The 21,749-nt window shown below is 66.1% G+C and carries 18 protein-coding genes; 11 read left to right on the plus strand and 7 right to left on the minus strand.

Annotation, left to right across the window (positions count from 1 at the left end; translation table 11 throughout):
• The first annotated feature begins 50 nt into the window (after positions 1–50).
• Positions 51–1,247, plus strand: coding sequence for an MFS transporter (locus RAD16_RS37550; protein WP_458162906.1), 1,197 nt, complete (start codon positions 51–53; stop codon positions 1,245–1,247).
• Here the strand turns inward: RAD16_RS37550 and dgcA are convergent.
• The gene (dgcA, locus tag RAD16_RS37555; protein ID WP_458162907.1) at positions 1,217–2,212 is read right to left on the minus strand and encodes an N-acetyl-D-Glu racemase DgcA; all 996 of its coding nucleotides are present in this window, start codon (positions 2,210–2,212) and stop codon (positions 1,217–1,219) included. The two genes, RAD16_RS37550 and dgcA, sit on opposite strands and share 31 nt — an antisense overlap.
• A gap of 134 nt (positions 2,213–2,346) precedes the next feature.
• Here dgcA and RAD16_RS37560 point away from each other — a divergent pair, with 134 nt between their 5' ends.
• From RAD16_RS37560 to RAD16_RS37570, 3 genes are read left to right on the plus strand one after another with little or no spacing between them, the layout of a single operon-like run.
• A complete protein-coding gene (locus tag RAD16_RS37560; RefSeq protein WP_458162908.1) occupies positions 2,347–3,480 on the plus strand; it encodes an MlaE family ABC transporter permease in 1,134 nt (377 codons plus the stop codon).
• Positions 3,481–3,482: 2 nt separating this feature from the next.
• Entirely contained in the window at positions 3,483–4,265 is a 783-nt protein-coding gene (locus tag RAD16_RS37565) for an ABC transporter ATP-binding protein (RefSeq protein ID WP_458162909.1), read from the plus strand.
• A 16-nt stretch (positions 4,266–4,281) separates the two neighbouring features.
• A complete protein-coding gene (locus RAD16_RS37570) occupies positions 4,282–5,157 on the plus strand; it encodes an MlaD family protein (protein ID WP_458162910.1) in 876 nt (291 codons plus the stop codon).
• 327 nt (positions 5,158–5,484) lie between these two features.
• Here RAD16_RS37570 and RAD16_RS37575 read toward each other — a convergent pair whose 3' ends face one another.
• The gene (locus tag RAD16_RS37575) at positions 5,485–11,265 is read right to left on the minus strand and encodes an apolipoprotein A-IV repeat region-like domain-containing protein (RefSeq protein ID WP_458162911.1); all 5,781 of its coding nucleotides are present in this window, start codon (positions 11,263–11,265) and stop codon (positions 5,485–5,487) included.
• A gap of 429 nt (positions 11,266–11,694) precedes the next feature.
• Between RAD16_RS37575 and RAD16_RS37580 the strand changes: the two genes are divergently transcribed.
• Complete coding sequence (locus tag RAD16_RS37580; protein WP_458162912.1) at positions 11,695–12,039, plus strand: Hpt domain-containing protein; 345 nt, start codon at positions 11,695–11,697, stop codon at positions 12,037–12,039.
• A 174-nt stretch (positions 12,040–12,213) separates the two neighbouring features.
• A complete protein-coding gene (locus RAD16_RS37585) occupies positions 12,214–12,534 on the plus strand; it encodes a 2Fe-2S iron-sulfur cluster-binding protein (RefSeq protein WP_008143731.1) in 321 nt (106 codons plus the stop codon).
• A gap of 48 nt (positions 12,535–12,582) precedes the next feature.
• Here RAD16_RS37585 and RAD16_RS37590 read toward each other — a convergent pair whose 3' ends face one another.
• On the minus strand, positions 12,583–13,053 hold the full coding sequence (locus RAD16_RS37590; protein WP_458162913.1) for an acyl-CoA thioesterase: 471 nt from the start codon (positions 13,051–13,053) through the stop codon (positions 12,583–12,585).
• 182 nt (positions 13,054–13,235) lie between these two features.
• Between RAD16_RS37590 and RAD16_RS37595 the strand changes: the two genes are divergently transcribed.
• Positions 13,236–14,264: an NAD(P)/FAD-dependent oxidoreductase gene (locus RAD16_RS37595; RefSeq protein WP_458162914.1), complete on the plus strand. Its 1,029-nt coding sequence runs from the start codon at positions 13,236–13,238 to the stop codon at positions 14,262–14,264.
• A 125-nt stretch (positions 14,265–14,389) separates the two neighbouring features.
• Entirely contained in the window at positions 14,390–14,995 is a 606-nt protein-coding gene (locus RAD16_RS37600; protein WP_458162915.1) for a DUF2147 domain-containing protein, read from the plus strand.
• Between the two features lie 345 nt (positions 14,996–15,340).
• Here RAD16_RS37600 and RAD16_RS37605 read toward each other — a convergent pair whose 3' ends face one another.
• Entirely contained in the window at positions 15,341–16,477 is a 1,137-nt protein-coding gene (locus RAD16_RS37605; protein ID WP_458162916.1) for a hypothetical protein, read from the minus strand.
• A 344-nt stretch (positions 16,478–16,821) separates the two neighbouring features.
• Here RAD16_RS37605 and RAD16_RS37610 point away from each other — a divergent pair, with 344 nt between their 5' ends.
• Positions 16,822–17,178, plus strand: coding sequence for a hypothetical protein (locus RAD16_RS37610; RefSeq protein ID WP_458162917.1), 357 nt, complete (start codon positions 16,822–16,824; stop codon positions 17,176–17,178).
• 85 nt (positions 17,179–17,263) lie between these two features.
• Here RAD16_RS37610 and RAD16_RS37615 read toward each other — a convergent pair whose 3' ends face one another.
• The 3 genes from RAD16_RS37615 to RAD16_RS37625 form a co-directional block, all read right to left on the minus strand.
• The gene (locus RAD16_RS37615) at positions 17,264–17,533 is read right to left on the minus strand and encodes a hypothetical protein (protein WP_458162918.1); all 270 of its coding nucleotides are present in this window, start codon (positions 17,531–17,533) and stop codon (positions 17,264–17,266) included.
• Positions 17,534–17,727: 194 nt separating this feature from the next.
• A complete protein-coding gene (locus RAD16_RS37620) occupies positions 17,728–19,092 on the minus strand; it encodes a sensor histidine kinase (protein ID WP_458162919.1) in 1,365 nt (454 codons plus the stop codon).
• A complete protein-coding gene (locus RAD16_RS37625; protein WP_458162920.1) occupies positions 19,089–19,769 on the minus strand; it encodes a response regulator transcription factor in 681 nt (226 codons plus the stop codon). Before RAD16_RS37625 ends, RAD16_RS37620 begins: the two co-directional genes overlap by 4 nt.
• A gap of 339 nt (positions 19,770–20,108) precedes the next feature.
• On the opposite strand from RAD16_RS37625, the gene RAD16_RS37630 reads away from it, so the two are divergent.
• Entirely contained in the window at positions 20,109–20,996 is an 888-nt protein-coding gene (locus RAD16_RS37630; RefSeq protein WP_458162921.1) for a MipA/OmpV family protein, read from the plus strand.
• 6 nt (positions 20,997–21,002) lie between these two features.
• The gene (locus tag RAD16_RS37635) at positions 21,003–21,737 is read left to right on the plus strand and encodes a hypothetical protein (RefSeq protein WP_458162922.1); all 735 of its coding nucleotides are present in this window, start codon (positions 21,003–21,005) and stop codon (positions 21,735–21,737) included.
• Positions 21,738–21,749 lie beyond the last annotated feature (12 nt).

Genomic DNA, 21,749 nt, shown 5'->3' on the forward strand with positions numbered 1-21,749 from the left:
CGCGTTACAGTAACGATCACCACGATATCGACCGAATCGCAATTGGTTTGATGAAGACCGAATCACAAATCCCCATCGCGACGTCAGTGAAGCGGCGATTCGCCGTGAGCCTGGCGCTGTTCTATTCGGCGGTGTTCGCGGTGTCGGGCACGCATCTGCCGTTCTTTCCCGTCTGGCTGAAGGCGATCGGCATCGACGCAGGCTGGATCGGCCTCATCAACGCGCTGCCGGCGATCACGCGCTTCACCACGCTGCCGCAGATCACCGCCTTTGCCGAGAAGCGCCATGCCATTCGCGCCGGCATGATGCTATCGGTGCTGGCCACGGCGATCGGGTTCACGGCCGTCGGCCTGCAGCATCAGCCGCTAGCGCTGTTCCTGATCTACGCGCTGACCTGCGTGATGTGGACGCCGACGACGCCGCTGACCGATGCCTATGCGCTGCGCGGTGTTGCGCGCTACGGGCTCGACTACGGCCCGTTGCGGCTGTGGGGCTCGGCGGCCTTCGCCGCGGGCTCGCTCGCCTGCGGCTATCTCGTTGATGTCATCGCGGCGCGCGATCTGATCTGGGTGATCGTCGCCTGGGCCGTGATTGCGGTGCTCGCCAGCCTGCTGCTGCAGCCGCTCGAGGATGTCAGGCGCAAGACCGCCGAGACGCACACCGGCAAGGCGCTGCTGCGCGACGTCGGCTTCTGGGCCGTGATCGCTTCGGCCGCGCTGATCCAGGGCAGCCACGTCGCCTATTACACGTTCTCGGCCATCAACTGGCAGCTCCACGGCCTCGGCGGGCTGACGATCGCGGGGCTGTGGACGCTGGGCGTGATCGCCGAGATCGTCGTGTTCGCGCTGTCGCCGCGCTTTTCGATGCATCCGTCGACGATGATCACGATCGGGGGCTTAAGCGCCGTGGTGCGCTGGATCGTCACCGCCAACGAGCCGCCGCTCGCGCTGCTCGCGATCGTGCAGCTCGGCCATGGCCTCACGTTTGGGATGACCATCGTCGGCACGATGAATCTGCTGGTGCAGCGCGTGCCCTCGCACCAGATCGCACGAGGGCAGGGCTACTACGCCGCCTGCAACGGTCTGCTCGGCGCGGCGACCTCGATCGCCTCAGGCGCGATCTACGCCCGCATCGGCGACAACCTCTATTACGTCATGGCCGCGATGGCCGCCGCCGGTGCGCTTCTCATCTGGTCGGCGCGGCACCGGCTGATCGCTCAGCCCCAGAGCAAGGCGTCCGGCGGATAGACCAGGCTGCCGTCGTAGCGCAGGGCGTGATCGCGATCGCGCGCCAGCAGCAATGGGCCGTCGAGATCGACGAAGCGCGCCTGCGTCGTCACCAGCATCGCGGGCGCCATCGACAGCGAGGTTGCGACCATGCAGCCGATCATGATCTCGAAGTCGAGCGCCCGCGCCGCATCGGCCATTGCGAGCGCCTCGGTGAGGCCGCCGGTCTTGTCCAGCTTGATGTTCACGGCGTCGTAGCGTGCGCGCAGCGGCGCGAGCGAGCCGCGGTCATGCACGCTCTCGTCGGCGCAGACCATCAGCGGCCGCGTGATCCGCGCCAGCGCGTCGTCCTTGCCGGCCGGCAGCGGCTGCTCGACCAGGGTGACGCCGACGGCGTCGCAGGCGGCAAGGTTCTGCTCCAGATTGGCCTCGGTCCAGGACTCGTTGGCGTCCACGATCAGCTCGGACTCGGGGGCGGCCTTGCGGACGGCTGCGATCCGCGCGGCATCGCCGTCGCCGCCGAGCTTGATCTTGAGCAGGGGCCGGTGCGCCGCCTTGGCGGTCGCCGCCGCCATGGTCTCGGGGGTGCCTAACGAGATCGTGTAGGCCGTGGTGCGCTCGCCGGGGATCGGCCGGTCGAGCAGGCTCCAGGCCCGCAGGCCGGCCGCCTTGGCCTCCAGGTCGATCAGAGCGCAATCCAGCGCGTTGCGGGCCGCACCGGGCGGCATGGCGGTTTGCAGGGCCTGCCGGGTGAGACCGCCGGCCACGGCCGCCTGCATCGCCTCGATGGCGGCCAAGGTCGCCTCGGGCGTCTCGCCGTAGCGGGGATAGGGTACGCATTCGCCGCGGCCGATGAGGCCGTTTTGGCTCACTTCGGCCACGACCGTGACCGCCTCGGTCTTGGCGCCCCGGCTGATCGTGAAACTTCCGGCGATGGGAAAGCGCTCGATTCGCGCGGCGAGGGCGGGAACTTTGCTGGAAGTCATTTTGAACTCTGGCGAAATCTGAACCGGCTGGTTACCTCTAACAACTAACATTAACCAGTTGGGGATACCTTTTCCGGGTAAGGGCGCGTGCGCAACTATTTGATTTCCTCCGCCCCGCGACGGGAGCGGACATCTTGAGCGGCGATCCCAAGCTGGAACGGATTGCCAAGGGCAATGCGCTGGCTCTCTGCGCCACCGGAACCTGGACCGCGAGCTTCGCGCCGGCTCTGGAGCGCTTGGTGGCTGACGCCGAGAAGCTCGCCGGCAGCTCGCAAAGCATCTTCATCGACGTTTCCGAGGTCGGAAAGCTCGACACCTTTGGCGCCTGGCTGATCGAGCGGCTGCGCCGCAGCCTGACCCAGGGCGCCGTCGAGGCCCAGATCGCGGGTCTGTCCGCGAACTATTCGAGCCTCGTGGACGAGGTCCGCCGGGTCAAGGCGACGGCCGTGGTCGACAGCAGCACGATCACCATCAGCGGCATGCTGGAGCAGATCGGCCGCGCCGTGGCCGGCATCGCCGGAACCGTTGCGAGCCTCGTCGACATGCTCGGCGCGGTGCTGGCCGCCGGCGGGCGCGTGCTGATCCATCCGCGCTCGTTCCGCCTGACCTCGACCGTGCACCACATGGAGCAGGTCTGCTGGCGCGCGGTGCCGATCATCGTGCTGATCACCTTCCTGATCGGCTGCATCATCGCGCAACAAGGCATCTTCCATTTCCGCCGCTTCGGCGCCGACATCTTCGTCGTCGACATGCTCGGCGTGCTGGTGCTGCGCGAGATCGGCGTGCTCTTGGTCGCGATCATGGTCGCGGGCCGCTCGGGCAGCGCCTATACCGCCGAGCTCGGCTCGATGAAGATGCGCGAGGAGATCGACGCGCTGCGCACCATGGGTTTCGACCCGATCGAGGTGCTGGTGCTGCCGCGCATGCTGGCGCTGGTGCTGGCGCTGCCGATCCTCGCCTTCCTCGGCGCGATGGCGGCGCTCTATGGCGGCGGTCTCGTCGCGTGGCTCTATGGCGGCGTCGATCCCGAAGCGTTTCTGTTGCGCCTGCGCGATGCGATCTCGATCGACCATTTCATCGTCGGCATCGTCAAGGCGCCTGTCATGGCCGCCGTGATCGGCATCGTCGCCTGCGTCGAAGGGCTCGCGGTGCAGGGCAGCGCGGAATCGCTCGGGCAGCACACCACGGCCTCGGTGGTGAAGGGCATCTTCTTCGTCATCGTGATGGACGGCGTGTTCGCCATCTTCTTCGCCTCGATCGGGATGTGACGATGGCGCAGGAAGCTCACAGCGGGATCCAGGACCCCATCATCCGCGTCCGCGACATCACCGTGCAGTTCGGCGCGACGCGCGTGCTCGACGGCCTCAATCTCGACGTCAAGCGCGGCGAGATCCTCGGCTTCGTCGGCCCCTCGGGCGCCGGCAAGTCGGTGCTGACGCGCACCATCATCGGCCTGGTGCCGAAGGTCGCGGGCTCCATCGAGGTGTTCGGCGTCGATCTCGATTCCTCCAACAGCGCCGAGCGCCGCGGCGTCGAGCGCCGCTGGGGCGTGCTGTTCCAGCAGGGCGCGCTGTTCTCCTCGCTGACCGTGCGGCAGAACATCCAGTTTCCGATGCGCGAATATCTTCGCGTGTCGCAGCGGCTGATGGACGAGATCACCATGGCCAAGCTGACCATGGTCGGTCTCAAGCCCGAGGTTGCCGAGCGGTTTCCGTCGGAACTGTCGGGCGGCATGATCAAGCGCGTGGCGCTGGCGCGCGCGCTCTCGCTCGATCCGGACCTGGTATTCCTGGACGAGCCGACCTCGGGCCTCGACCCGATCGGCGCCGGCGATTTCGACGAGCTGGTGCGGACGCTGCAGCGTACTTTGGGGCTGACCGTTTTCATGGTAACCCACGATCTCGACAGCCTTTACACAGCATGTGACCGCATCGCCGTTTTAGGGAACGGTAAGATCATTGCGGCAGGGTCGATCGCCGACATGCAGGCCTCGCAGCATCCCTGGCTGAGGCAATATTTCCATGGCAAGCGCGCTCGCGCGGTGATGGGCTGAGGTGCCGGAGTAACCGATGGAAACGCGGGCAAATTACGTACTGATCGGATCGTTCACGCTGGCGGTGATCGCCGCGGCGATCGGCTTCGTGCTGTGGTTCCAGTCGCTGCACACCACCAAGCAGCGCAGCCCGTTGCGCGTCGTGTTCGAGGGGCCGGCGGCGGGCCTGCGCAATGGCGGCAGCGTCAACTTCAACGGTATCCGGGTGGGTGAGGTGGTCTCGGTGAAGCTCGACAACCCGCGGCGGGTTGTCGCACTAGCCATGATCGAGAACAACGCCCCGATCCGCAAGGACACGCTGGTCGGCCTCGAATTCCAGGGCCTCACCGGCGTTGCCGCGATCTCGCTGAAGGGCGGTGAGGAGGCGGCTCCCGCGCCGCCGCTCGACCAGGACGGCATCCCGACGCTGACGGCCGATCCCAACAAGCTGCAGGACGTCACCGAGGCGATCCGCGGCACGCTGCAGAACATCAACAAGATCGTCGCCGACAATCAGGAGTCGGTGAAGAACTCGCTGAAGAATCTGGAGACCTTCACCAACTCGCTGGCGCGCAACTCCGAGAAGATCGACGGCGTGATGGCCAAGGTCGACGGCGTGATGCTCAAGGCCGACAATCTCATGCTCGGCCTCAACACGCTGGCCGGCGGCAAGGACGGCGGCGAGCTGTTCCAGGCGGTGAAGTCGATCCGCGAGCTCGCCGACGATTTCGACAAGCGCTCCGGTGCGCTGATGGCCGACGGCCGCCGCACGCTCGGCGACATCAGCCGCGCCGTGAACAATTTTGACCGCAATCCGACCCGCGTCCTGTTCGGCGCCAGCAATAGCTCGCAAGCCGCCCCGCCGCCCGAGCCGCCGAGGGCGGCGCCTTCCGCGAGCGGCAGGCGGCAGTAGGCGGCAGCCGGTCTCTCCTCGTCATTGCGAGCCACCGGGTCCGCGCGAAGCGCGGCCCGATGACAGGCTCCGCGAAGCAATCCAGACTGTCTCAGCGGAGGCAGTCTGGATTGCTTCGTCGCTTCGCTCCTCGCAATGACGGTGTGGAGAGCGTGTTCGCTGTCTTCGTAGCCCGGATGGAGCGAAGCGCAATCCGGGATTCTTGGCTTGGCCCCCCGCATTCCGCTGCGCTCCATGCGGGCTACGACCGCGCCTCGCACCGACATCCCCAAAAACAAAACGGAGGCCGTGAGGCCTCCGTTTTCTATTCGTGTTGCGATCCGCGTCTTACCCGAGCCGGCCCGCCGCATGCGCGAGCAGGGTGTAGACCAGACCCGTCTCCGAGGTCAGGTGGCTGCGCAGCTCCTGCGGGCCGCGGCCGTCGCGGGCGACTTCGTCGAGCAGGCGCTCGAACTCGGCGACGTAGCGGTCGACCGTGCCCTTGAAGTTGCGGTCGGCGCGGTACTTGCGGGCGACCTCGTCAAAGGCCTTCTGACCGGCGGGCGTGTAGAGGCGCTTGGTGAAGGCCTTGTTCTCGCCGCGCTGGTAGCGGTCCCACATCTCGGCGGCGAGGTTGCGGTCCATCAGCCGGCCGATGTCGAGCGACAGCGACTCCAGCGGATTGCTGCTGGCCTGCGGGGCCTGCGGCTGCGGCGCGGGGGTCTGGCGGCTACGGGGAGCCTCACGGCCGTTCGGGGCGCCCTGGTTGGCGTCCGTACGGTTCAAGAGGTCCGACAGCCAGCCGTCGCGGCCCTGGTCGTTGCTGCTAGGTGCCACCGACGGCGCTTCGGTGCGGCGCGAGGGCGCGGGCATGCCGAGGTCCGGCGGCGGCAGCGTCGAGGCGCTTCCGGTGTCGCGCATGCGGGTCTCGGTGTTGCGCGCGCCGACGGCCGCCATCATCGGCTCTTCCTGGCGCTGGACGGCGACGGACGCGCGGCCGGTCGTGGAGACGTCGAGGCCACGGCCGTGCTGGGCCACGATGCGATTGAGCTCGGCGAGGGCCTCGATCTGGTCGACGATCACCTTGCGCATCTGCGCAGTGCTCTCGGCGGCCTCCTGCGGCATCTCGAGCACGCCGCGGCGCAGCTCGTTGCGGGTGGATTCGAGCTCGTTGTGCATCTCGAACGCCATCTGCTTCATGCTGGAGACGAGGTTGGTGAACTTCTCCGTCGACTGCTTGAACATCGCATCCGCTTCGTCCGTGGTGGTGCGGTAGATGTCGTGCATGGCTTCGATGGTCTGGCGGTGCTCCTCCTCGGAGGCCGCGCGCACCGCCTCGAACTGGCGGGTGATCGCGGCTGAGCCTGCGCCGGCGGTCTCCGCGACGACGCGGGCGATGTCGCGGGCACGCTCTTCGGCGGCAGCCAGCGATTCATCGAGCAGGCCGGTGAAGCGCGACAGCCGCTGGTCGAGATCGGTGGTGCGCAGGTCGATGGTGGTGACCAGCGATTCCAGCGCCGCCTTGCGCTCGGCGAGGGAGGCGGTGGTGTTCTTGTTGCTCTGCTCGACGACCTGCGCGGCATCGACCAGCGCCTTGCCGTGGGCGTCGAACTGGGTCGACAGCTCGCCGAGATCCTGCAGGGCCCGCGTGGTCTTCGTGTTGAAGACGTTGAGCTGGTCTTCCAGGTTCTGCGTCGCAGCGCCGTTGCGCGAGGTGACGTCGTTCATCGCCGAGACGAAGTCGGCGACGCGGGTCACCAGCGCACGCTCGAGCGAGTTGAGGTTGTCGTGCGCACCGGTCAGCACCTCCTGGAGGAGGATGTTGCCTTCGCGCAGACGCTCGAACAGGGCGACCGTGTCGGTGCGCAGGATCTTGCTGGTCTCCTGCATCTCGGTGACGGCCGCGATCGAGACCTGGCGCGACTGGTCGATCGCCGAGCGCGAGGCCTGCTCGAGGTCCTTGAGCGACTTGTTGACCGCGCCGGTCGCCATCTCGCTCGCCGCATTGATGGTGCGGGCGACTTCGGAGCCGTTACCCATCATGGTCTGCGAGAAGGCATGGCCGCGCGTCTCGATCGACTTCAGTGCGTCGGAAGTGACGCGGTCGATGTCGAGCGTGAGCTGGCTGGTCTTCGCGCCGATCGCATCGACCAACGCGCCGCGCTTGGCGTCGATCATGTTCGACAGACGCTCGGACTGCTGCTGCACATAGGTGACGATCTCGTCGGTCTTGCCGGTCATAGCCTGGCCGAAGCTGGAGCTGGCGGCGAGCACCGAACGCTCGACGTCGGCCGAGCTGGTCTTGACCCGCGAGCTCGCCTCGTTGGAGGCGGAGATCAGCGCGTTCTGGGCGTTGAGCGCGCTGGTCTGGATGTCGTTGGTCGCATTTGCGGTGGCCGAGCTCAGGGCGCGCTCGATCTCGGTCGAGATCGTGCGGATCTGGCTCGCGGCATCGGCCGAGGTCGAGGTCAGCGACGTCTGTGCCTCACGCGCGCTGCTGAGGATGGTCGAGGCGGTGTCGGCGCCGACCGCGGTCAGCGTGCGCTCGATGTCCGTGGTCAGCGACTTGATCTGGCTCGCCGCGTCGGTCGAGGCGGTGATCAGCGTGCCCTGGGCTTCGCGGACGCCGCTGGTGAGCGCCTCGATGGTGGCGCCGCCGGCAGTTGCCAGCGCGCGCTGCATCTCGGCCGCGAGCGAACGGACCTGGCTGGTCTGTTCGGCCGAGACCGCGAGCAGGGTGCTCTGGGCGTCGCGGGCGCTGGTGGTGATCGTCTCGGCAGTGGTCTGGCCGACCTGCGAGAGCGAGCGGTGCACTTCGGCCGCGAGCAACTTGACCTGGCTCGCCGCATCCGAGGACGCGTTGACGAGCGTGCTCTGGGCCTCGCGGGCGCCGGTCATGATGGTCTCGGCGGTCGACGTGCCGGCCATCGAGAGCGAACGCTGCACGTCCGAGGACAGCGCCTTGATCTGGTTGGCGGTCTCGGTCGAGGCCGCGATCAGCGCGCCCTGCGCATCGCGGGCACCGGCGGTGATCGATTCCGCCGTGGTGGTGCCGGCCAGCGACAGCGAGCGCTGCACGTCGGCGGTGAGCGTCTTGACGTGGTTGGCCGCGTCCGAGGACGCCGTGACCAGCGTGGTCTGCACCTCGCGGGCGCCCGCCAGGATCGAGGCGGCGGTCGCCGAACCGGCTGCGGACAGCGTGCGTTCGACGTCGGCCGCGAGCCCCTTGATCTGGTTGGAGGCATCGCCGGAGGCCGCGACCAGCGACGACTGCGCCTCGCGGGCGCTGGTCAGGATCGAGTTCGCGGCACCGGTGCCGACCGCGGTCAGCGCGCGCTCGACCTCGGCGGAGGTCATCTTGAGCTGGGCGTTGACGTCGGAGGAGACCGTCATCAGCGACTGCTGCGCGGTGCGCGCACCGGTCTGGATCGTCTCGCTGGTGTTGACCACGAGGTTGGTGAGCGAGCGCTCGGCGTCCTCGACATGCGAGCGGATCGCGGTCGAGATCATCTCGGCGCGGGACATCATGTCCTCGCTGGCCTGACGCCCGCTGCTCTCGATGCGGCCGGCGACGGCCTCGACGCGCGAGCCGAGCAGGTCCTCGAACTGCGCCACGCGCACGTCGATGTCGTTGGCGACCGAGCCGACCTTGGTCTCGATGGCCTGGTGGATGTCCTGGAAGCGCGCCGTGACCGTGTCGGTGAGGTGCGCGCTGCGGCCGTCGATGAGATCGGCGACGCCGGTGATGCGGCGGTCGACCGCCTCGATCGCCTGCGCGGTGCCGTCGGTGAGCGTCGAGGTCAGCAGCGTCAGGCGGGTATCGATCGACTGCACGGCCTGCTGGGCGCCGTTGGTCACGGCGGTCGACAGGTAGGTGAGGCGGGAGTCGATGGCTTCGAGCGCCTGCGTGGCGCCGCCCGTCAGCGTCGTCGTCAGATAGGTCAGCCGCGTATCGATCGACTGGATCGTCTGCGTGGCGCCGTCGTTCAGCGAGTTCGTGAGATGGTTGAGGCGCCCGTCGATCGTATCGATGGCCTGCGCTGCGCCGTCGGTGAGCGACGTCGTAAGGTGGCTGAGGCGGGACTCGATGGATTCAAGCGCCTGCGTCGCGCCACCCGTCAGCGTCGACGTCAGGTGGGTCAGGCGGGTATCGACCGACTGGATCGCCTGCGCGGCACCGTCGGTGAGCGACGTCGACAGCGAGTTGAGGCGGCCGTCGATGGTCTCCGTCACCGACTTGGCGCGGGTGTCGAACGACTCCTCGAGCGCAGCGATGCGGCCGACGAGCTGGTCGTCGAAGGTCTTGATGTGGCCCTCGATCGTGCTGTCGAGGCCGGCGATCTTGCCGTTCAGCGAGGCGTCGAAGTTGGAGACGCGTTCGCCGATCGTGGTCTCGAACTGAACGAGGCGCTGGTCGAGCACAGCGGTGATCTCGCCGCCGTTGGAGGTGAAGCGGGTGTCGAAATTATCGACATAGGTCTTCAGCGAGTCGTGAATGTCCTGCGTGCGCTGGCCCATGCGCTCGACGATCTCGCCGCCGAACGTCTTCACGGTGCGGTCGAACTCGGAGATGTGGCGGGTGATCAGCGCGCCCAGCGTACCGGAGTCGCGAGCGAACTTCTCGACCAGTTCGCTACCCTGGTTCTTCACCAGTTCGTCGAACGCGCTCATCTGCAGCGACAGCGAGTCATGCGCGGTCTCGGTCTGGGTCACCACCTTGGCGACGAGGGTGTTGACGGTGGCGTCGAGCGCTTCGCTGGCCTTGTCGCCGGAGGTCATGATCTGCGTGGCGAGCCGGTGGCCGGCGTCGTCGATCTTGGCGGAGATGTCGTTGGAGCGCAGCTCGAGCTCGAGCAGCAGCGAGTCCGACGAGTTCTTCAAGGAGTCGTGCACCTGCTCGGTGCGGTCGGAGATGCCGTCGACGATCGCCGAGGAACGCTGCTCGAACTCGCCGGTGATGCGGTCGATGCGCTCGTTCAGCATCTCGTGGACGCGGTCGGCGAGGTCGACGAACTCGTCGTGGACGTGGCCGGTCTTGAAGTTGAGGCTGGTGGTCAGCCGCTCGCTGGCATCGAGCACGGCGCGCGTGGTCTCGTTGCTGGCTTCCTCGAGGCGGTCGAGCAGATCGCCGCCGCGTTCGCCGAGCGCCAGGATCATGTTGTCGCCGGCATTGCTCAGCGCGCTGGTGATGTGGGCGCCGCGCTCTTCGAGAGCGCCGGTGATGGATTTTGCGACCTCGTCGACGCGCGAGGCGATCGCGTCCGAGATCAGCGCGATGTCGTGGCGCAGGTCGATCTGCACGCCGGAGATGGCGCTGCGGACCTGCTCGGCCTGGCCGACCAGGTTGTCGCGCTGATGCGCGATGTCCTGCAGCAGGGCGCGGATGCGCACTTCGTTGTCGCTGTAGGCGCGCTCCAGCGCGGCGACCTCGTTGGCGACCAGCGTCTCGAGTTCGCCGGCGCGCGCAATCGCGCGCTCGATGCCGTCGCCCATCGCCGCGACCTCGCGGCGGATGGCCTGGCCCACGGTGACCATGGAATCGGAAGCCGAGCCTTCCGGCTCGGAGAAGCGGATCGCGACCTGCGCCATGGCTTGCGCGACTGCGCTCATTTGCTGGCCGCGCCAGACGAGGCTCGCCAGGAAAAAGAACAGCATGATCGGGGCGAAGAACATCGTGACGAGGCCGGCAATGGCCAGCACGCCGCCACTCTGGCCCATCGCCGCCTGGATCGAGGGCAGGAAGCCGACCGTCAGCGCGGCGCACGCTGCGAGCCAGATGACGGTGAAGATTGTTGCGCCGGTATAGATGTTGCGGGAGGGGCGGCTCGTCTGCAACGTCTGCAGGAGCTGGCCGATGGTTGCACGGTCGTCGTTGGCGGCGCGGCGCGTCGCGCGCGGCTCCTCGCTCGTATCGAACACGGTGGCGCGCTCATTAGCGGCGGGGCGCGGCTCGAAGTCCGGTTCGTCGAAGATCGGGGGCGCGGGCGGTGCCACCGGGGGCGGCGTTTCGTTGCGCATCGAGGCGTTGCGGCTGGTATCGGCAGCCGTGTCGCTGATGTTGAGGGCTTCCTGGATCGCAGAAAGCGCAACTTCTGTGGGGTCTTTGACCTTTTTGGGAGTGTTGGCCATGATCAGTCCGAGCCCTCGTTACTTGTACGCGTCCCCCCGCGAGCCCTGCGCGCTACTCACGCAAGCCCACAGACCGGAACATGCCGCTTGCGCGGATCTCCGAGCCGTCCCCACCCGGACGGCTTGTCCGCTAATTTCCGCAACATCCTATTGGCAGAGTGTCGCGAATGAAATGCCTGCGATTAAGACAATCTTAATCATCGTTAACAGGATCGCGGCCTAACGCCTTAGCAATAAATGTAATTCTCCACCGAACCCGGCCGATTGCGGCAACTTTTCGTCAATAAACGGGCGGATTTGCGTAAAACGGCCCAAACAATTCGTTAACCATTTCCATGCTTGGGTGGGGGAACCTGACCGCCGGACCGGCGGCCAATGCGCGATGCCGGGGCCTGCGCCATGACGCCTGAAATGCAACGGATGGACTGGATGCCCTCGCCCCCGCTTGCGCCCATCGACAGCCCGCTCGATCTCGACCACCTCTCCCGGATGACGTTCGGCGACGCCGAGCTCGAACAGGAAGTGCTGGCGATGTTCGCCGAGCAGGCCGTCCGCCTGCTCGCGGCGATGACCGCGCTGCCGGCCGAGACCGGCGCGCTCGCGCACAAGCTCAAGGGCTCGGCCCGCGGGATCGGCGCCTTTGCCGTCGCCGATGCGGCCGCCAGCCTCGAGACGGCGATCCGGACCGGCCACAACGGACCGCATGCGCTGGCCGCGCTGAAAGAGGCGGTGGCCGAGGTCCGTGCCGCGATCGCGACTATCCTGAAACACTAGGCCTGCGGACCCCGCGAAAATGCGGGCGCTAGCCGGTTGTTTTGACGCGTTTTCTTCGCGCGAACCCGGGTCCATCTGGCATCAAAACGCTATGGCGCCGGGCGGACCGACCCGTTATAGGACAGCCCAGACCCTCCTTTAGTCCTAACCAGCACCGCGGCAGCACGAGCACACATGGCCAAGATTCACTTTGTCGACCACAAGGGCGAAACCCGCACGGTGGAAATCGAGAACGGCGCAACCGTGATGGAAGCCGCCATCCGCAACAGCATTCCCGGCATCGAAGCCGAATGCGGCGGCGCCTGTGCCTGCGCGACCTGCCACGTGTATGTCGACGAGGCCTGGCGCGAGAAGGTCGGCAGCCCGACGCCGATGGAAGAAGACATGCTCGACTTCGGCTTCGACGTGCGCCCGAACTCGCGCCTGTCCTGCCAGATCAAGGTTTCCGACGAGCTCGACGGTCTCGTCGTGGCGACGCCTGAGCGCCAGGCCTGATCCTCAAAGCCTGATCTTCAAGGCCTGGTCTTCCAGGCCTGATCCATTTTACGATGCGCCCGGCGGCGCGACCTCGATGCCGCGCTTGTGCCAGGGCCTGAATTTCTCGATCACCTCTGCGGTCAGCGGTGCCGGCCGTCGTGTCGCCTCGTCGAGCAAGACGCCGACCGACGTCGCCGAGGCAATGCACGTCCCATTCGAAAACACGACCTGCTCGAACGTCACCGAGGTCCGTCCGAATTTCACCACGCCGAGGCCGAGCTCGATCGTGTTCGGCCAGTGCAGCTCGGCGCGGAAATGCATGTCGAGCCGCACCATGATCCAGGCCAGCCCCGGCGGGGTCAGCCCGTATTCGGGAAGCTTCATCAGCGTAACACGGCCGGTCTCGAAATAGGTGGCGTAGACCGCGTTGTTGACGTGCTGGTTCGGATCGAGATCGCCGAAGCGGACATTGTCGCTGAGGCGAAAAGGGAAGTCCTCAAGGCGCGGCGTCGTGTCGAGGCGGCTTGGTGCGTTCACCGATTGATCTCCGTCATATCTTTTCTCGTTACAGCTCAGTTATCCTGACCCGGCAAGTGGGCGCGGCCGCGGGGCGCTACCGCTTTTATGCCTTCCCTGATCCATCCCCGTTGGCTAGACAGGCAGGGTCACCTCTGCCCACCGGGCGCCGTCCAACCGATAACGATCGATAAAGAGACGACATGAGCGACGTGATCAAAACCGATGTGCTGATTATTGGCGCGGGCCCGTGCGGCCTGTTCGCCGCCTTCGAGCTCGGCCTTCTCGACATGAAGGCGCATTTCGTTGACATCCTCGACAAGGTCGGCGGCCAGTGCGCCGAGCTCTATCCGGAGAAGCCGATCTACGACATTCCCGGCATTCCGCAGGTGTCGGGCCAGGGCCTCACCGACGCGCTGATGGAGCAGATCAAGCCGTTCCATCCGACCTTCCATCTCGGCGAGATGGTGGAGACGGTGGAGAAGATCGGCGATCCCGCGTTCCGCTGCACCACCGATACCGGCAAGGTGTTCGAGTGCAAGGTTGTGGTGATCGCGGCCGGCGGCGGCTCGTTCCAGCCCAAGCGTCCGCCGGTGCCGGGGATCGAAGCCTATGAAGGCACCTCGGTGCACTACGCCGTGCGCAAGATGGAGACGTTCCGCGACAAGAACGTGCTGATCGTCGGCGGCGGCGATTCCGCGCTCGACTGGACGCTCAATCTGCATCCGCTGGCGAAGCGCATCACGCTCTTGCACCGTCGCGACGATTTCCGCGCCGCGCCCCACAGCGTCGAGCAGATGCGCGCGCTGGTCGCCGACGGCAAGATGGATCTGCGGCTCGGCCAGGTCACCGCGCTCGCAGGCGCCGACGGCCAGCTCACCGGCGCCACCGTGAAGGGCAATGACAACAACGTCAGCGACATTGCCTGCGATACCATGCTGCCGTTCTTCGGCCTGACCATGAAGCTCGGCCCGGTCGCGAACTGGGGCATCGCGCTGGAGAACAATCTGGTGCCAGTCGAGACGTCAGCGTTCGAGACCAACGTATCAGGCATCTTCGCCATCGGCGACATCAACACCTATCCGGGCAAGATCAAGCTGATCCTGTGCGGCTTCCACGAGGGCGCGCTGATGTCGCAAAAAGCCCATCGTTACGTCTATCCCGAGAAGCGGCTCGTGTTCCAGTACACGACCTCGTCCTCCAGCCTGCAAAAGAAGCTCGGTGTCAACTGACGGCGAGGGGGCGGCAAGGCGCTGCGCCATGTTTCTGGTGCTGGAACCGTTCGCGAAATCGCCGTAGTCTGCGGCCATTCCAGTTTTGGCTTTGGCAAGGCGATTGGCTTAGCAAGGTGATCATGATGCGGAATCTCATTCGGCTGCTCTCGCTGCTCGCGCTCGCGCTGTCGATCGGTGCGGTGAGCCCGGCTGCGGCGCAAGCCCCGGCTGCGACGTCGGCCCAGCCAACCGCCGCAGGGCTCTGGCAGAAGGTCGAGGACGGCAAGACCGTCGGCTGGTTCCTCTTCATCGACCACAACGGCATCTTCGAGGGCGTGATCGCAAAGACCTTTCCGCGCCCCGGCGACGATCCGAACGAGGTCTGCGCGAAATGCACCGACGATCGCAAGAACCAGCCGGTGCTCGGGCTCTCCTTCATTCGCGACATGAAGCGCGACGGCTTGAAGTATGACGGCGGCAACGTCGTCAATCCGCGCGACGGCAACATCTGGAAGGCCAAGATGACGGTGAGCCCGGATGGCCAGACCCTGACCATGCGCGGCTTCCTCGGCATCTCCCTGTTCGGCAAGGACGAGACCTGGACGCGCCTGCCGGATGCCAACATCGCGCAGGTCGATCCGGCGATCGTGGCGAAGTATCTGCCGCCGCAAGCAACCGCGGCGACCAAGCCGGCGCCCGCGCCCGCGAAGAAGGGCGGCGCGATGATGGCGCCGGCGCCGAAGCAGTAGGCTGCTTTCGCGGTCTCGGCGTCGTCTTGGTGAGCGCCGGAGATGCCGGCGAAGCCTGACCTTCCATCCTCTCTCGCGAAACGTCGTCCCGTCCTCCTGCGGTGCGAGGCCCGCGATGCGAATGCATCGTGGACCGAGCCTCGAAGGATGCAGGGCCCAGATGCAGCCGGGCCGTCGCCCTTCGAGGCTCGCTCAGCGGCGCATCGGCGCCGCTCGCTCGCGCCTCAGGGTGACGGGACGACTTCGATTGCGAGGCCGGCCCGCAAGTGCCCCGCATGAGCGAAGCGATATGCGGGACCGTTGTTTCCGGGTGTCGCTGCGCTCACCCGGGCTACGGAAACGTCACTACGTCTTCGCCTTCCTGCACGGCGCATAGAAAGTGCCGTTGCCGGCGACGACGCGCTCGAGGCATTGCCGGGGATCGGTGATGTCGCCGTCGACCTGGAAATAATAGGCCTGCGATCCCAGGCTCAGGACGTAATGTCCCGGCGGAAGCTCGAGTTCCGAATCTCCGGAATGGAGTTCATACATCTCGGCCTTGCCCGGAATCGGCGAGATCCGGAGCGGGTAGGTGAAGTTGCGGATCACGCCGACATCATCTCCGCCCCCCGTCGCCTTGGCTGCAGCGTCGGTCGAAAATTCCTTGACCTTCGCGACAACGCGAACCTCGACGCGCTCGGGGATCACGTTTGAGATGTCGCGGCGAAACACGATGAACTTGACGCGGCCGTTCGGCAGATGCGGCTTGTCGGGTTTCTTGAACTCCGGCGAGATCGCGATCCGCATGTCCGGCGCCATCACGGCGATCGCAGTCAGCTCCGCCAGCGACTTGTCGTCGATCAGGGCGTAGATGCCGTAGTCGGAGGGAAGCACGCGCGCTGGAGGTGGCGGGACGGATGGCACCATTTCCGGCTTGGCAACCGCGATCGTCGTCTCCGGCCTGGGCGCGACCTGCGCGATATCGGGGGCCTGCGACGCAATCTGCCGGCGCAGCGCAGCGATGTTGTCACGCTGCGAGACGATCAGGATGACGGCGCCGATTGCAAGGAGGATCGCTGCCGTCCGCTTGATGACCGGGAGAAGCGGGCTCGAGATCGTCGGCAGCTTGCCGCGCGGATTCCCGATCGCTGATGGCAAGACGGTCGCATCGCCGGGCACCAGCACACCGCCGGCCTCTTTGGGCGATGCGAGCTGCTGCGTCGGCAAGCGCTCCAGCGGCGCCTGTTCGCGCGAGAATTTCTCGACCTCGTCGATGGCGACCTCGAGGGCGCGCTTCATCTGGTCGATGTTCTTGGCGTCGGCGTAGGTGAACTGCTCCTGGAGCTTGTAGCGGGCAAGGTCATAGACCATCTGCCGCCTGGCCTCCGGGTCTTCCCTCACGGTGTCGAGCATGCGCGAGATCACGAGCGCAAATTGCACCTGGTTTGCGGGCAAGTCGGTCGGATCCTGCTGGCTGGGAAGCAGGTCTTTCGAATCGCTCATCGCGCCGACGGTCCGATGCCAGTCACGCCAACACCCAATTCTTCCATTCGAAACAGTCAGTTAAACGTTGCGGCGCGCGTCCGCGGCAGCTTGGTACACGTCCTGACGCAACAAGGAAAGCCTCCGAAACACGCGGCAAATCGCCGGCACGTCACACATGCGGCACGTTTACCCTGGCGAGGGGCGCCAGTAGTTCCCCGGAATGCACGTTGGCGCCCGATTTGCATAGCTGTCGCAAAGCAGCTGGGGGAACGAGTCGTCGGCGCCGCGCATGTCCCACTGCGCGGAGCGCGGGCGACGTGGTGTGCCCCCGCGATGACCATCTCGATCCGCGGGAAGACGCTATGAGACTTGCAAGACTGTGTGCAGCGACGCTGCTGGGGCTGACGGCGCTGCTGGCGACATCGGCGCTGGCGCGCGACGACGGGCGCTACGCCAACTCGCCGCTAAAACCCTGGTTCGAAAGCCTGCACAGCGAATATGGGCAATGCTGCTCGGACGCCGACGGCTATGTGGTTGCCGATGCCGACTGGGAGTCCGACAAGGGCCATTACCGCGTGCAGATCGACAATGAATGGGTCACCGTGCCCGATGGCGCCGTGATCACCGAGCCGAACAAGATCGGCCGCACCATGGTGTGGAAGCACTATATCGACGGTCACCCGCGCGTGCGCTGCTTCATGCCGGGCAGCATGACCTGAACACGTCGTTCCCTAAGCCAAGACGTGGATGGCCGGGACAAGCCCGGCCATGACGTTGTGATTGTTGTCGAGCGATGAAGGAAGCTTAGCGCGCTTCGCTCTCCGAACCCGCGCTGGCGAGCCGCTTCACGCGCGGCGACAGCACCGAGACTTGCGCGGGCGAGGCGGGCATGCCGGCAACGACCATTGCGGGCGCAGTCGACTGCTCCTCGACTCCGGCGCCGCCGAGCACCTGCACCTGCGTCATCGAGATCGGAAATGGCTTCACTTCGTAAGAGGGCAATTCGCCGGCGAACGCACTGGCCGAGCTCGCAATCATGGCACCGGCGATGGCAATCATTGAAAGAACGCGCATGGGGAAAATCTCCGTTGAATGTCGCAATCGGAGGTTTGGTCGCCGCGATGCCGCGACAGGTTCGCTTGTCTACGAACATTCGCCGGTCGCTCGCGGATATATTTGATTGCGTGAGGCGACCGGACGAAACGCAGAAGAAGCTTTCCGCGCCAATGTTTCCGAACGGTTTCGCGGGAGGGCTCGAAAGCGCCGCGCTAGTGCGTTTGCAGATCGAGCTGCGGTGATTTCGTCGCCGCTGTGGCTTCCGGAAAGCGCAGGCTCATCGTCGTGCCGCGGCTGGGCACGGAGGAGATGACGAGCTCGCCGCCATGCGCGGCCATGATCTCGCGGACGATCGACAGGCCGAGGCCGGCGCCGTCGCCCGCGCTGTTGCCGGTCTGGAAAGGTTCGAGCAGCCTGTGCTCGGCGCCGCCCGGCAGGCCCGCGCCGTCATCGTCAATCGAGATGCTGCCGTGCCTGAGCGTGGCGACGATGCGCCGCGCGCCACGGGCGTGGATGAGTGCGTTACCGACGAGATTGGCGAGCGCGCTGCGGACGGCGGCATCGACGCCCTGCACCAGGAACGGTCCCTCCTGCGCGCTCTCCAGCGCGAGCTCGATGCCGGCGTCCAGCGCTGAGGGGCCGAAATCGGCCAGCACATCCAGCGTGATCTCGGCAAGATCGATCGGCCGCTTCTCGATCGCGTGGTGTTGCAGCCGCGCGAGGTCGAGCATGGCGGAGACGAGCGAGGTGAGGCGGCGGACGTCCCGGACCAGCTCGGCCTTCAGGACCGGCTCGGGCACGTCGTCGATCTTCGCGCGCAGCAGGGTCAGCGGCGTACGGAGCTGATGGGCGGCATTGCCGAGGAAGCGGCGCTGCATCCGGATATAGGCGTCGATCTCGCCGAAGGCGCGGTTCAGCGCCTCGACCAGCGGCTTCAACTCGCGAGGGACTTCGGACAGGGAGATCAGACCTTGCGGTGCCGCGGGGTCGATTGCGAGCGCGCGAAGCGCCACCCGTTCGATACCGCGTGAGACGAAACGCGCGGCCAGCGCTGCGCCGACGGCAACGGTCGCGGCAAAGGCCAGCGCCAGCAGCGTGATCGAAAAGACGCTGCGGATGAGAAAGTTTCTTGCCATCCGGCCGAAACGGACTTGAGGCTCGCCGACCATCATCGCGAGCTGCAACGAACCTCTTTGCATGACGGCGAGGCAGAAGGTGCTCTTCTGGTCGAGCGTGTTGAAGACAGAGGAGCCGATCGGCCCGTGATAGGGAAACGCGAAGGGGAGCGCCGGCCGGCGTTCGCTGCCGTACTCGCTGACCATGTCGCCAGCGGACACGACGTACCAGAGATCAGGGCTATCCGCTTTCAGCTCTTCGAGTCCGGGCGTCGGGCGTACCGTCAGGGTCCGCCCTTCAATGATTGTGGCGCGGTCGAGAACGGCAGCCACAACCCGGCAAGCCCTGAACTCGCGCTCCTCCATCGGATAGCGCCAGATGAAGAGGCCAAGCATGATCAGGAAGATCGTCGTCGCGGCAATGCCGAGCGAGATTGCGAACGTCCGGGCGATTGACGTCATCGCTGGTTTGCCAGGCGCAGGATGTAGCCGATGCCGCGCATGCTACGGATCTCGACGTCGCCGCCGAGCTCGGCCAGCTTCTTCCTCAGGCGCGAGACCTGCGCTTCGAGCGTGTTGGATTCGATCTCGTCGTCGAAGCCGTAGATCTCCTCGATCAGGGCGGCGCGGGTGATGACGCGGTCGCGCCGCATCAGCAGCGCGCCGAGGATCAGCGCCTCGCGCCGCCGCAGCAGCACTTTGGTGTCGGCGACGACCGCCTCGTTGCTGCCGAGATGCAGCTCGACATTGCCGAGCGACAGCACGGACGGCGCGAGCAGCCGGGGCCGCCGCAGCACCGCGCGCACCCGTGCGATCAACTCCTGTGGCTCGAACGGTTTTCCGAGATAGTCGTCGGCGCCGCCGTTGAGGCCGTCGACGACGTCCTCCTTGGCATCCTTGGACGTCAGCATGATGATCGCGGGGCGGTCCGGCGACTGGCTCAGCGCTGCGACCACCTGCAGCGCATCGCCGTCGGGCAGCATGCGGTCGACGATGGCGAGATCATATTTGAAATTATCCAGCGCCAGGCGCGCGTCGGCGATCGAGCCGACCACGTCGACGACGCCGTGCAGTTGTCCGAGCAGGCGGCTGACATAGGCGCCGATCTGCGGTTCGTCTTCGATCACGAGGGAGCGCACGCGGGTCGTCCTTGACTCTGCTGGGGCAATAAAACCCTGACCTTGACGCTCTCTGGCCGAATTCCGGCGGTTCGGTTCGTGCGCGGGTTCCGTTTAAGGCAGCGAGCTTGGCGAATAAAAGGCAGGAACCAGCGGGCTGACCGGCATCGGCGGGCAAAGTTTTGGAGCCTGAGTGCGGCCGGGCAATGTTCGGGCAATGTTGGTCCGGCGGCGCACCTCCCGCGCGGAATGTCGCAGGCAGGCTTGCCCGTTGCAATCTTGGGGCAATTTTGCCGGACCACATGCTGGGCTCCGAACCACACCAATCGACTCGGCCAGCAAGGCCGATGGGGCCCCGTAATGAATGACTTTGACGAAGCCGCTCTCCGCCTCACGGTGCGTGCGCGGCGGACGACCGCTTGCCTTGCCGCACTCGGCGCAATCATGGCGACCGTGCAATCTGCATCGGCGCAGACTGCCTTCACGCTGCCCGCGCCGCCGTTCGAGGTGCCGATGCTGCCGTCTCCTTCCGGCAACTGGACCGTCATGGTCGGCATCGGCGGCGAATACAGGCCTGATTTCGTCGGATCGAAGAACGGAACGGCCGTGCCGGTCCCGATCTTCTCGATCCGCCGCGCCGGATCGGCCGACCAGTTTCGCGGGCCGCGCGACAGCGCGAGCATCGCGCTGCTCGACGTCGGCAATTTTCGCGCCGGGCCTGCGTTCAAATACGTCTCGTCGCGCAAGAGCGACAAGTATGCCGAGCTGACCGGATTGGGCGACGTCAAGGCCGCCTACGAGCTCGGCGGCTTCGTCGAATATTATCCGATCGACTGGCTGCGCCTGCGCAGCGAATTGCGCCAGGGCATGGGTGGCCATACTGGAACGGTCGCCGACGTCTCCGCCGACGTCATCGTGCCGCTGATCCAGAGGCTCACGGTCTCGGCCGGCCCGCGCTTCACCTGGAAGAGCACCAAGGCGACCGCGCCGTATTTCGGCGTCGATGCGGTGCAGGCGGCGGCATCAGGATTGCCGACCTATGACGCCAAGGGCGGCGCGCATTCGGTCGGCTTCGGCAGCCAGATCTCCTATCGCATCAATCCGCAATGGGAAGTCCATGCCTATGTCGAGTACGAGAAGCTGCTTGGCGATGCCGCGGACAGTCCGCTGGTGAAGCTGCGGGGCTCGTCGAACCAGACGAAGGTCGGGGTGGGCGCGTCCTATTCGTTCGACTTCAGGATTCGATAGCTCGCCATGCGCCGCATCCTCATTTCCTGTCTTGTCTGCGCGATCGCTTGCGTCGGCGCTGCCGCGGCGTTCGAGACGCGCGCGAGCCGTCTGCAGGCGATCAAGACTGTCGGCATCGTCTCGGCCATCGGCGAAGAGATGAGCCTGACGCAGGCCGGCCTGACCAGGCTCGGCAACACCGCGCAGAGCGCTTCGATCAGCGCATGGGGCTTGGACGAATTGATCGTCCAGCAGGCGACGAAGCTGCTGAGTGGTCGCTTTCGCGTGCAGCCGGTGACCTACCGGCGTCCCGCGTTCGCTGCGATCAGGGATTCGGCCGTTGCGCCGGTCAATCTGCTGCGCAGCGATCCCTTCAAGGAGTTGGTGCGCAGCGATGTTGCCCCGCAAGGGCTGGACGCTTACATCGTCATCACCCGGGCGCGATCGAAGCTCGGTAACGGGCGCAACGTCGAGGGCGTCGGGCTCGCCGAATACCGCACGCTGCTTGCGGACTACGGCCTGATCCACGCGTTGTATGAAGTCCGCGTCATCGACGGCAAGTCGTTCGACGTGATCGAGAAGCGGATGGCCGCGCCGCTCGACAATACGGGCACGGTGCGGCTCGACGGCCCGAGCGGACCAGTCGGCGAGGGGTTCGACGGTCCGGCCGCGAGCGAGCGGCTCCGCGCGGCGGTTGCGGATCTCATCACGCGCAGCCTGCCGGTCACGCTGGGCGACATGCACGTGATTGAGGGAAGGTGAGGCCTGTCGGCC

Source organism: Bradyrhizobium sp. 18BD, assembly GCF_054185225.1.

Bases quoted from the DNA above. Each gene is read 5' to 3' on its own strand.
- RAD16_RS37550 (WP_458162906.1), top strand. From the start codon at position 51: ATGAAGACCGAATCACAAATCCCCATCGCGACGTCAGTGAAGCGGCGA.
- dgcA (WP_458162907.1), bottom strand. From the start codon at position 2,212: ATGACTTCCAGCAAAGTTCCCGCCCTCGCCGCGCGAATCGAGCGCTTT.
- RAD16_RS37565 (WP_458162909.1), top strand. From the start codon at position 3,483: ATGGCGCAGGAAGCTCACAGCGGGATCCAGGACCCCATCATCCGCGTC.
- RAD16_RS37570 (WP_458162910.1), top strand. From the start codon at position 4,282: ATGGAAACGCGGGCAAATTACGTACTGATCGGATCGTTCACGCTGGCG.
- RAD16_RS37575 (WP_458162911.1), bottom strand. From the start codon at position 11,265: ATGGCCAACACTCCCAAAAAGGTCAAAGACCCCACAGAAGTTGCGCTT.
- RAD16_RS37580 (WP_458162912.1), top strand. From the start codon at position 11,695: ATGCCCTCGCCCCCGCTTGCGCCCATCGACAGCCCGCTCGATCTCGAC.
- RAD16_RS37585 (WP_008143731.1), top strand. From the start codon at position 12,214: ATGGCCAAGATTCACTTTGTCGACCACAAGGGCGAAACCCGCACGGTG.
- RAD16_RS37595 (WP_458162914.1), top strand. From the start codon at position 13,236: ATGAGCGACGTGATCAAAACCGATGTGCTGATTATTGGCGCGGGCCCG.
- RAD16_RS37600 (WP_458162915.1), top strand. From the start codon at position 14,390: ATGCGGAATCTCATTCGGCTGCTCTCGCTGCTCGCGCTCGCGCTGTCG.
- RAD16_RS37605 (WP_458162916.1), bottom strand. From the start codon at position 16,477: ATGAGCGATTCGAAAGACCTGCTTCCCAGCCAGCAGGATCCGACCGAC.
- RAD16_RS37610 (WP_458162917.1), top strand. From the start codon at position 16,822: ATGAGACTTGCAAGACTGTGTGCAGCGACGCTGCTGGGGCTGACGGCG.
- RAD16_RS37615 (WP_458162918.1), bottom strand. From the start codon at position 17,533: ATGCGCGTTCTTTCAATGATTGCCATCGCCGGTGCCATGATTGCGAGC.
- RAD16_RS37620 (WP_458162919.1), bottom strand. From the start codon at position 19,092: ATGACGTCAATCGCCCGGACGTTCGCAATCTCGCTCGGCATTGCCGCG.
- RAD16_RS37630 (WP_458162921.1), top strand. From the start codon at position 20,109: ATGAATGACTTTGACGAAGCCGCTCTCCGCCTCACGGTGCGTGCGCGG.
- RAD16_RS37635 (WP_458162922.1), top strand. From the start codon at position 21,003: ATGCGCCGCATCCTCATTTCCTGTCTTGTCTGCGCGATCGCTTGCGTC.